This is a genomic window from Actinomadura geliboluensis, assembly GCF_005889745.1.
Taxonomy (GTDB): Bacteria; Actinomycetota; Actinomycetes; order Streptosporangiales; family Streptosporangiaceae; genus Spirillospora; species Spirillospora geliboluensis.
Window position 1 is genome coordinate 1 of the sequence record NZ_VCKZ01000338.1, and the last position, 9,981, is coordinate 9,981.

General features: G+C 73.4%; 8 protein-coding genes. 5 read left to right on the forward strand and 3 right to left on the reverse strand.

The features are described from left to right. Positions 1–212 precede the first annotated feature (212 nt). Positions 213–839 (reverse strand): TetR family transcriptional regulator, encoded by a 627-nt coding sequence (locus tag ETD96_RS33550; RefSeq protein WP_138640505.1) that lies wholly within the window; start codon positions 837–839, stop codon positions 213–215. 236 nt (positions 840–1,075) lie between these two features. Here ETD96_RS33550 and ETD96_RS33555 point away from each other — a divergent pair, with 236 nt between their 5' ends. Genes ETD96_RS33555 through ETD96_RS33565 form a run of 3 tightly spaced genes read left to right on the forward strand, consistent with a single transcriptional unit; the run spans position 1,076 to position 4,981 of the window. Beyond that, complete coding sequence (locus tag ETD96_RS33555; RefSeq protein WP_240808412.1) at positions 1,076–2,701, forward strand: AMP-binding protein; 1,626 nt, start codon at positions 1,076–1,078, stop codon at positions 2,699–2,701. Continuing rightward, entirely contained in the window at positions 2,702–3,808 is a 1,107-nt protein-coding gene (locus ETD96_RS33560) for an acyl-CoA dehydrogenase family protein (RefSeq protein WP_138640507.1), read from the forward strand. Next, positions 3,809–4,981 (forward strand): acyl-CoA dehydrogenase family protein, encoded by a 1,173-nt coding sequence (locus ETD96_RS33565; RefSeq protein WP_138640508.1) that lies wholly within the window; start codon positions 3,809–3,811, stop codon positions 4,979–4,981. A gap of 15 nt (positions 4,982–4,996) precedes the next feature. Here ETD96_RS33565 and gad read toward each other — a convergent pair whose 3' ends face one another. Together gad and ETD96_RS33575 are read right to left on the reverse strand one after the other, a co-directional pair. Next, complete coding sequence (gene gad / locus ETD96_RS33570) at positions 4,997–6,442, reverse strand: glutamate decarboxylase (protein ID WP_240808413.1); 1,446 nt, start codon at positions 6,440–6,442, stop codon at positions 4,997–4,999. Positions 6,443–6,579: 137 nt separating this feature from the next. Beyond that, a complete protein-coding gene (locus tag ETD96_RS33575; RefSeq protein ID WP_138640509.1) occupies positions 6,580–7,266 on the reverse strand; it encodes a TetR family transcriptional regulator in 687 nt (228 codons plus the stop codon). 153 nt (positions 7,267–7,419) lie between these two features. On the opposite strand from ETD96_RS33575, the gene ETD96_RS33580 reads away from it, so the two are divergent. Both ETD96_RS33580 and ETD96_RS33585 read left to right on the forward strand, forming a co-directional pair. After that, positions 7,420–9,039 carry an MFS transporter gene (locus ETD96_RS33580; RefSeq protein WP_138640510.1) on the forward strand — a complete coding sequence of 540 codons (1,620 nt, stop codon included), beginning with the start codon at positions 7,420–7,422 and terminating at the stop codon, positions 9,037–9,039. A gap of 25 nt (positions 9,040–9,064) precedes the next feature. Then, complete coding sequence (locus tag ETD96_RS33585; protein ID WP_338072628.1) at positions 9,065–9,724, forward strand: rhomboid-like protein; 660 nt, start codon at positions 9,065–9,067, stop codon at positions 9,722–9,724. Positions 9,725–9,981 lie beyond the last annotated feature (257 nt).

The following is a 9,981-nucleotide window of genomic DNA, read 5'->3' on the forward strand; positions in this document are numbered from 1 at the left end:
GCGATCTCCAAGTACAACGCCCGCGGCCCGGCCATCGACCGAACCACCTACCAGGCCACCATCGCCATCGACATCCTCACCCCGACCAACTCGACAACAGCCGAAGACCCTTAACTTCCCGGCATTGAGGCTAGTCCGGAAGGGGCCCGCGCCACACGGTAACCGGACGGGCGCTCAGGGGTCGATGCGAGGCTCAGGGGTCGATGCGACGCTCAGGGGTCGATGAGGAGCCGGGCGGCGGTGATCTCCAGCCGGGACTGGATCTCCTCGGCGGTGGCGTTGCCGCGCAGCATCTCGATCATCTCCATCGTCCAGATGCCGGACAGCGCGCGGGCGGCGAGGCGGCGGGGGTCGTCGGCGGGGATGTCCTCCGGCGGGCCGGACGCGGCCCGCAGCAGCAGCTCGCTCATCCGCTCGCCGAAGTCGGTCTTGACGTCGGAGAGCAGCAGCGAGCGGATCAGCGCCTCGGCCAGCTCGGGCTCGCGCATCAGGCCGCGGGTGGCGCGCATCAGCACCTCCACCGCGCGCTCGGGCGCGGCGCCGCCGCGGGGCGGCCGGCGCTCGATGCTGCCCTCGAGGAGGTCGAGCTCCTCGCTGACGACGGCGACGACCAGGTCCATCTTGGACGGGAAGTAGCGGTACAGCGTGCCGAGCGCCACCCCGGCCCGCTCGGAGACGGTGCGCATCTGCATCGCCTCGATCCCGCCGCGCGACGCGAGTGCCGCGGCGGCCTGCACGATACGCTTGCGCCGCTGGTGCTGGCTGCGGGAGCGCACGCCCTGCCCGGCCGCCTGCCCCGCCGGCTGACCGTCCCCGGTCACTGTCGGCTCTGCGGTCACGGTCGCCTTCCCTTCTGTGCGGGCTCGGCCGCCCGACGTGTCCCCCCGAGTCTACCGCTCTTGTGAGAACGTGTTATCTGAACGCGTGGCGGCGGGTGCGCTCGCGGGGTTTCCGGATCGCTCGTTTCCGCCGTACTGGGCAGGCTAACCGGCTCGGGAGCGGGAATGGCCGGGCCTCTGGACACGGACTAGAATCTGTTCTACTTTTTCGCCGTGGGCTGGTCCGGGAGGTGGGCGTGGAGAGCATCGCGGCGCTGCTGGAGGCGCGGGCGGACGACGACCGCCCCGGGCTGCGCTCCGCCGACGACGGCCGGGCCTGGACCTGGCGGGAGACCGTCGCCGAGTGCGCGGTCCGCGCCGCCTGGATGGCGGGCCGCGGGGGCCCGGAGCGGCCGGTCCACGTGGGCGTGCTGCTCGACAACGTGCCCGAGCTGGTGTTCCTCCTCGGCGGTGCCGCGCTGTCGGGCGCGGTGGCGGTGGCGCTGAACCCGACCCGCAGCGCCGTGGAGCTGGCCGGCGACGCCGAGCGCGCCGACTGCGATCTCGTCGTCGCGCAGGACCGGTACGCCGAGAAGGCCGCCGCGCTGGGGATTCCGGTGCTGGACGCCGGTGCCCTCGAAGCCGAACTCGCCCCCTTCGCGGGGGCGCCGCTCCCGGACGCCTCGGCGATCGGGCCGGCGACGCTGCTCATGCTGATCTTCACCTCGGGCACGTCCGGGCGGCCGCGCGCCGTGCGGATCACCCACCGCAAGATGGTCGTGCCGGGGGAGATGCTCGCCGAGCGCATGCTGACCCCGGAATCGGTCGTCTACTGCCCGATGCCGCTGTTCCACTCGGGCGCGGTCATGGCGGCGTACGCGCCGGCGCTCGCGGCCGGTGCCGAGCTGGTGCTGCGCGCCCGGTTCTCGGCGTCCGGCGTCCTGCCCGACGTGCGCGCGCACGGCTGCACCTACCTGCACTACGTCGGCAAGGCGCTGTCGTACGTGCTGGCCACGCCGCCGGGCGAGGACGACGCGGCCAACCCGCTGCGGTTCGCGTTCGGGAACGAGGCCGCGCCGCTGGAGCAGAAGGCGTTCGGCGAGCGGTTCGGCTGCTTCGTCATCGACGGCTACGGCTCGACCGAGACCGCGATCTCGCTGTCGCCCGACCCGTTCGGGCCGTCCGGGGCGCTCGGCAAGCTGCCGGCGGACGTCGCCGTCCTCGACCCGGCGACCGGCGAGCCGTGCCCGCCCGCCGTGTTCGACGCCGCCGGACGGGTCGTGAACGGCGACGAGGCCATCGGCGAGCTGGTCAAGACCGGCGACATGGGCCTGTTCGACGGCTACTACAAGGAGGACGCCCCCGACCGGATCCGCGACGGCGGGTTCTGGAGCGGCGACCTGGCCTACGCCGACGCGGACGGCTACGTCTACTTCGCCGGCCGCGGCACCGACCGGCTCCGCGTGGACGGCGAGAACTTCGGCGCCGTCCAGGTCGAGCGGGTCCTGGCGGAGCTGCCCGGCGTCCGGCAGCTCGCCGTGTACGGGGTGCCGGACGCGGCGTCCGGCGACCAGGTGATGCTGGCCCTCGCCGCCGACGGCTTCGACCCCGACGCGTTCGCCGGCTACCTGCGCGGGCGCGCCGACCTGGGCCCGAAATGGGTGCCCCGGTACGTCCGGGTGGCGCGGGAGCTGCCCGCGACCGCCTCCAACAAGATCCTCAAGCGCCGGCTGGCCGAGGACGGCTGGCGCACCGACGACCCGGTGTGGTGGCGGCCCGGCCGCGACCTCGCCTACCGGCCGATGACCGCGCGGGACGCGGCCGAACTGCGGGCCGAGTTCGCACGGCGCGGCCGGCTGCACCTCCTGGAAGGGAGCGGATGAGTGGACTTCAACCTCGACGAGACCCAGCAAGAGATCAAGGGCCTCGCCGCCGAGGTGCTCGGGCGTGAGTGCACGCGCGAGCGCCTGGAGGAGTTCGAGAAGAGCGGCGCCCCCTTCGACGACGTGGCGTGGAAGGCGCTCGCCCAGGCGGGGCTGCTCGGGATCGTGCTCCCCGAGGACGCCGGCGGCGCCGGGCTCGGCCCGGTCGAGCTGGCGGTGATCCTGCGGGAGGTCGGCGCACACGCCGCCCCCGTCCCGGTGTACGCCTCGCTCGCGCTGGCGGCCGTGCCGGTCGCGCGGCACGGGACGGCGGAGCAGCGCGCCCTGCTGGCCCCGCTGACCGAGGGCGCGGCGGTCCTGACCGGCGCGTACCGCGAGGTCGGCAGCGCCGGGGAGGTCGCCGCGACGGCCCGCGAGGACGGCGGCGGCTACGTCCTCGACGGCGTGAAGGCGTTCGTCCCGTACGCGCGGGAGGCGGCGCGGATCCTCGTGCCCGCCCGCGTCGAGGGCGCGGGCATCGGGGTGTTCCTCGTCGAGCCCGCCGCCGTGGCGCTCACCGAGCAGCCGTCGGCGACGAGCGAGCCGCTGTACCGCGTGGTGCTGGACGGCACGAGGGTCGGCGCGGACGCCCTGCTCGGCGGTACGGCCGACGGCGCCGCCTGGGACACCCTCCGCCGCTCCGCCGTGGCCGGCGCGGTCGCCGTCTCGTCCGGCGTCATCGAGGGCGCGCTGGAGCTGACCAAGGAGTACACCAAGACCCGCGAGCAGTTCGACCGGGCGCTCGCGCAGTTCCAGGCCGTCACGATGCAGATCAGCGACGTCTACATCGCCAAGCGGGCGCTGGACGTGGCGGTCTGGGCGGGCGTCTGGCGGCTCGCCGAGGGCGCCGCCGACGCCGAGGAGCTGCTGACGATCGCCGCCTACAACGCGGGCGACCCCGTCATCAAGGCGCTCTACACCTGCCAGCACCTGCACGGCGGCATCGGCCTCGACATCACCTACCCCCTGCACCGCTACTTCGCGTGGGGCAAGCACTGCGCGCACCTGCTCGGCGGCGGGGACGACCGGCTCGACGCGCTCGGCGCTCTGATCGCTCAGGAGGCCTGAATGTTCATCGACCTGACCGACGAGCAGAAGAAGCTCCGCGCCGAGCTGCGCGAGTACTTCGAGAACTGCCTGACCGCCGAGCAGCGCGCCGCGATCGCGGCGGACCCGTTCGGCGACGCCTACCTGGAGCACTGCCGGCGGCTCGGCCGCGACGGCATGCTCGGCGTCGCGCTGCCGAAGGAGTACGGCGGCCGCGGCTACGGCCCCGTCGAGCAGACGATCTTCGCGAACGAGATCGCACGCGCCGAGGTCACCTACCCGCTGATCACGCTGAACTCGGTGGCGCCGACGATCCTGCAGTACGGGTCGGACGCGCACAAGGAGTTCTTCATCCCGCGCATCCTCGCGGGGGAGTGCCACTTCGCGATCGGCTACAGCGAGCCGGGCGCCGGCACCGACCTCGCGGCCCTGCGCACCACGGCGGTGCGGGACGGCGACCACTACGTGGTGAACGGGCAGAAGATCTTCACGTCCGGCGCGCACCACGCCGACTACGTGTGGCTCGCCGCCCGGACCGACCCGTCCGCGAAGAAGCACAAGGGCATCTCGATGTTCATCGTGGACTGCGCGGACCCGGGCTTCTCCTGGACGCCGATCATCACGATGGACGGCGCGCACCACACCAACTCCACGTACTTCCAGGACGTCCGCGTCCCGGCGGACATGCTGATCGGCGAGGAGAACAAGGGCTGGGACCTCATCGTCAACCAGCTCAACCACGAGCGGGTCACGCTCGGCCCCGCCGGGAACATCGGGCACACCTACATCCGCTTCGAGCGCTGGGCCCGCGCCACCGCCGGACGGGACGGCCGGCCGCTCATCGAGGAGCCGTCCGTCCGCCGCGCGCTCGCCCAGGTGTACGCCTACCTGCGCGTCAACGAGATCCTGAACTGGCAGGTCGCCGCGAACCAGGACCTCGGCTGGCTCGGCGCCGCCGACGCGTCCGCCACGAAGATCTACTCCTCGGAGCGGATGCAGGACGTCGGCCGGATCGTCGGCGACGTCCTCGCCCGGCACGGCGACCCCGGCGACCCGGAGACGGCGTCCTTCATGGCGGCGGTCGACCGGCTCGCCAAGGGCGCGCTGGTGCTGACGTTCGGCGGCGGCGTCAACGAGATCCAGCGCGAGCTGATCGCGATGATCGGCCTCGGCCTGCCCCGCGCCCCGCGGTGACGGGCCGGCCGGGAGTCAGCTGGGTGCGCGGTGCGCGGGCTTCGGCTCGGCGCCGTGCGCGAACCCGGCCGCCTCGGCCGCGCTGCGCTGCGGCCCCGGCTGGGACTCCAGCCGGGGCAGCACGCGGCGCAGGTCGTCCATGAACAGGTCGGCGAGGTCGTGCCCGAACCCGTGCCGCACCACCACCCGCAGGACGGCGAGGTCGGTGCGGTTCTCGGGGAAGGTGTAGGCGGGCACGAGCCAGCCCGACTCGCGCAGCGCGGCCGACACGTCGTACACCGTGAAGGTGCCGACGTCCTCCCGCACCCGGAACGCGAACACCGGGATGTCGCCGCCGTCGGTGAGCGTCTCGAACGGGCCGAGCCGGCCGATCCCGGCCGCCAGCCGCGTCGCGACGTCCCGGCACGTCTGCTGGACGCGCCGGTACCCCTCGATGCCGAGCCGCAGGAAGTTGTAGTACTGGGCGACGACCTGCGCGCCGGGGCGGGAGAAGTTCAGCGCGAACGTCGGCATGTCGCCGCCGAGGTAGTTGACGTGGAAGACCAGGTCGTCGGGGAGCGCGTCCTCGTCCCGCCACAGCGCCCAGCCGACGCCGGGCATGACCAGGCCGTACTTGTGGCCCGAGGTGTTGATGGACGCGACGCGGTCCAGCCGGAAGTCCCATTCCAGGCCGGCGTCGAGGAACGGCGCCACCATCGCGCCGGACGCGCCGTCCACATGGATCGGGACGTTCAGGCCGGTGCGCCGCTCCAGGTCGTCGAGCGCGGCGGCGATCTCCGCGACGGGCTCGTAGCTCCCGTCGAAGGTGGAGCCGAGGACGGCGACGACGCCGATGGTGTTCTCGTCGCACAGCTCCACCGCCTCGCGGGCGCCGAGGTGGTAGCGGTCGCCCTCCATCGGCACGTACCGGGGCTCGACCTCGAAGTAGTTCGCGAACTTCTCCCAGCAGATCTGCACGTTGACGCCCATGACGAGGTTGGGCCGGTCGGCCGGCCGCCCGGCGGCGCGCCGCCGCTCCCGCCAGCGGCGCTTGAGCGCGAGCCCGCCGAGCATCGCCGCCTCGCTGGACCCGGTGGTCGAGCAGCCCACCGCGCGGCGCGGGTCGGGGGCGTGCCACAGCCGGGCGAGCATGTGCACGCAGCGCATCTCCAGCTCGGCGGTGCGCGGGTACTCGTCCTTGTCGATCATGTTCTTCTCGGCGCACTCGGACATCAGCCGCAGCGCCTCCGGCTCCGCCCACGTCGACACGAACGTCGCGAGGTTCAGCCGCGCGTTGCCGTCCAGCATCAGCTCGTCGTGGACGATCTGGTACGCGGTGCCGGGGTCCAGCTCGCCGGCGGGCAGCGCGTAGCGGGGGATCGTCAGCGGCTCGCGGCTGAAGACGGGGTTGACCCGCAGGTCGCGGTCGCCGCTCGCGGAGGTGTGGGGATGCTTCCGGGCCATGCCGTGCTTCCGGGCCATGTCGCCGTCCTTCCGCGCGCGCGGGGGCATGGCGTCCCCCGACTTCCGCATGCGGTACCCGCGGCGGCCCGTCCCACACCGGGCCCCGGCCGGACGGCCTGCCAGAACGGGCTGTTCGGCGGGGCTGCTCGGCCGGGCTACTCGGCCGGGCGCGCCGGTTCGTTGAGGCCGTTCTCCAGGATGGCGAACGCCTGGTCGACCGCCTCCGACAGCGAGGTGAACGCGCCGTCCATGCGGCGGGCGGCGTCGGCGGCGGCCTGGAACGCGCTGTGCGTCGCGGCGGCGACGATGTGCGGGCGCATGTCGGCGGCGGGGTCGAGGCCCATCCGCTGCGCGACGATCTCGGTGATCAGCGCCTGCTTGCGCTGCGCGTGCTCCAGGCTGCCCGCGAGCAGGGTGGGGCTGTCGTTGACCATCGTCAGCATGCACTCGAAGCGGTCGGGGTCGAAGCCGAGCTCGCCGGCCTCGCAGGCGCGGGCGATCTCCACCACGGTGCGGCGCAGCGCCGTCATGATCGGCTCGTCGGCGGGACGCGCGGCCAGCGCGGCCGTGACGGCCTGGACCTGCTCCTCCTGGAAGGTGAGCGCCACGTCCTCCTTCGAGGCGAAGTAGCGGAAGAACGTGCGGGCGGAGACGTCCACGGCGTCGGCGATCTCCTCGACGGTGGTGGCGTCGAAGCCCTTCTCGGCGAAGAGGGTGAACGCGGCGTCGATGAGCGCCTCGCGGGTGCGCTGCTTCTTGCGTTCGCGGCGGCCCGGGGGCCGGGGGCCGGGACCGGTCGCGGCGGTCGCGGCGGCGCCGGTCTCGGGGGCGGTCGCGGTCATGGGCGAAGTGTAACCAGCGGGTGAACCCGCGCCAAGCGGCAGCCGAAGAATATTGTCTCGAAGTGACTCATGTCGCATACAGGCGATCGGCAGTTGACGACAACTGTCATGCCGTGACAGTTTGAGGGCCTACCCAAGCCGGAGGTCGATGCAATGACCCATTCCCAGAGCGCCGGGACACTCGAACCCGGCGCCGTCAACGTCCCGCCGCGCGACCAGCCGCGCGCACGCTCCGCGAGACCGGGGCACGGGCATCCCTGGCTCACGCTCCTCGCCGTCGCGCTCGGCGTGATGATGGTCGGGCTGGACGCGACCGTCGTGTCCATCGCCAACCCCGCGATCGCCGAGGACCTCGGCGCGAGCCTGTCCGGGCTGCAGTGGGTGACGAACGCCTACCTTCTGGCGCTCGCCGTCACGCTGATCCCGGCCGGGAAGATCGCCGACCGGTTCGGGCGCAAGCGGACCTTCCTGGCCGGAGTGGTCGGGTTCGCGGTGTCCTCGATGCTGATCGGGCTGTCCGGCGGGCTCGGCATGGTGATCTTCTGGCGCGTCGTGCAGGGCCTGGCCGGCGCGCTGCTGCAGCCCGCCAGCCTCGCCATCCTGCGCAACACCTTCCCCGCCGAGCGGCTCAACACCGCGATCGGCATCTGGGGCGGCACGCTCGGCGTCTCCATCGCGGGCGGCCCGATCGTCGCCGGGCTGCTGGTCGAGAACGTCAACTGGGAGTCGGTGTTCTTCCTCAACGCCCCGCTCGGGCTGGTCGCGCTGCTGGTCGGCTTCTGGGTGATCCGCGAGTCGCGGGACGAGGAGGCCGCCGGCTCGTTCGACCTGCCCGGCGTCGCGCTGCTCACCGGCGCGCTGTTCGCGCTGGTGTGGGGCCTCATCAAGGCCGGCGAGCACGGGTTCGGGGACGCCGTCCCGCTGGTGTCGTTCGCCGTGTCCGCCGTCCTGTTCGCCGTGTTCGCCTGGAACGAGCTGCGGGCCGAGAACCCGCTGCTGCCGCTCGGCCTGTTCCGCTCGGTGTCGCTGTCGGCGGCGACCGGGCTCATCGTCCTCGGCTTCTTCGCGATGTTCGGGACGATCTTCTTCCTCACCCTCTACCTGCAGCAGGTGCACGGGATGAGCCCGGTGGACGCCGGTGTCCGGCTGCTGCCGATGACCGCCGTGTTCATCGTCGCCTCCCCGATCGCGGGCGCGCTGACCAGCAGGTTCGGGCCGCGGCTGCCGCTCGTCCTCGGGATGGTGTTCACCGCGGCCGCGATGTTCGGGCTGTCCCGCGTCGGGGTGGACGCCGCCTACGTGCAGCTCTGGCCGTGGTTCATCCTCATCGGGCTGGCGTTCGGGATGGTCCTCGTCGCCGGCACCGAGGCCATCGTCGGCAACGCCCCCGCCCACCTCGCGGGCGTCGCGGGCGGGCTCCAGCAGACCGCCTCGCAGGTCGGCGGCGTCCTCGGCACGTCGGTGCTGGGCGTGCTGCTGTCCACCAAGGTCGGGGACGTGCTGTTCGGCCGGCTCACCGACGCCGGGGTCCCCGCACCGGCCGCGCACCAGCTCGAAGGCGCGGGCGGGCTCGTGTCGCAGGGCGTGGCGCCGGTCCCGCCGGGGACGCCGGAGGGTGCCGCCGAGGCCATCACCACCGGAAGCCACCTGGCGTTCATGGACGGCTTCCAGACGTCGCTGAGCGTCGCCGCCGTGGTCGCGCTCGCCGCCGCCCTCGCCGCGCTGCTCGTGCGGCGCGGCAGCACCCCCGTCGACGGTGCCGTGGCGGTCTGAGCGGCCGGGTTAGGCTGCCGGTGTGATGGGCGCGTTCGCGCGGCGGTACGCGATGCCGCTGACGTTCCTCGGGCTGTTCGCGGCGGTCTGGACGGTGCAGGCCCTCGTCCTGCCGCCGGACGCCCGGCACGCCATGATCGCCTGGGCCAGCACCAACCTGGCGAACCTCGCGGTCAACCCGGTGGGGACGATGGTCGCGTCGGCGTTCGTCGCCGAGGGGGCGCAGGGCGTGCTGATGGTCGCGGCCGCGATCGGGCTGTTCCCCCTCACCCGGCGGTTCGGGAACCTGCGGGCGGTGGTGCTCGTCGCCGCCTCGCACGTCCTCGGCACGCTCGTCAGCCAGGGCGTCGCGCTGGTGCGGCTGGAGGCGGGCCTGCTGTCGGACTCCATCCGCACGATCCCCGATGTGGGCCCCTCCTACGTGCTGTGCGCGGCGCTCGTCGCGGCGTTCCTGTACGGGCGCGGGCGGGCGCGGCGGCTGCTGGCGCTCGCCGGCTGGGCCGCGCTCACGCCCGCGCTGCTGGACGGCCTGCCCGGGCTGGAGGTCGCCGCCGTCGGGCACGTGGTGGCGATGCTGGCGGGCGCGCTGATCGGCGGGCTGCTCCTGCTGCTGGAACGCCGCCGAGCCGGAGCGCCCGCGCCCGCGGACCCGGTGCCGAGGCCCGGCCCGGTGGCCGAGGTCTGACCGGTGGCCGAGGTCTGACCGCCGTCAGCCCTGACCCGCGACGCCGCGGCCACGGCCGCGATCGCGCGGGCGGCGGTCGACCTGAGGCTCCACCTGCAGAAGGCAGACCAGTGGCTGGACTTCGACCAATGGGCAGGCGTCTCTCCCCGAAGCCGCGGACGGGACCGACCTCAGAGCCTGCGCCGACGCCGACTGCACCGTCCGCGTCGGCAACGGGGCCGAGATTCCTCTTGACGACGAGCTCGGCATGACCCCGG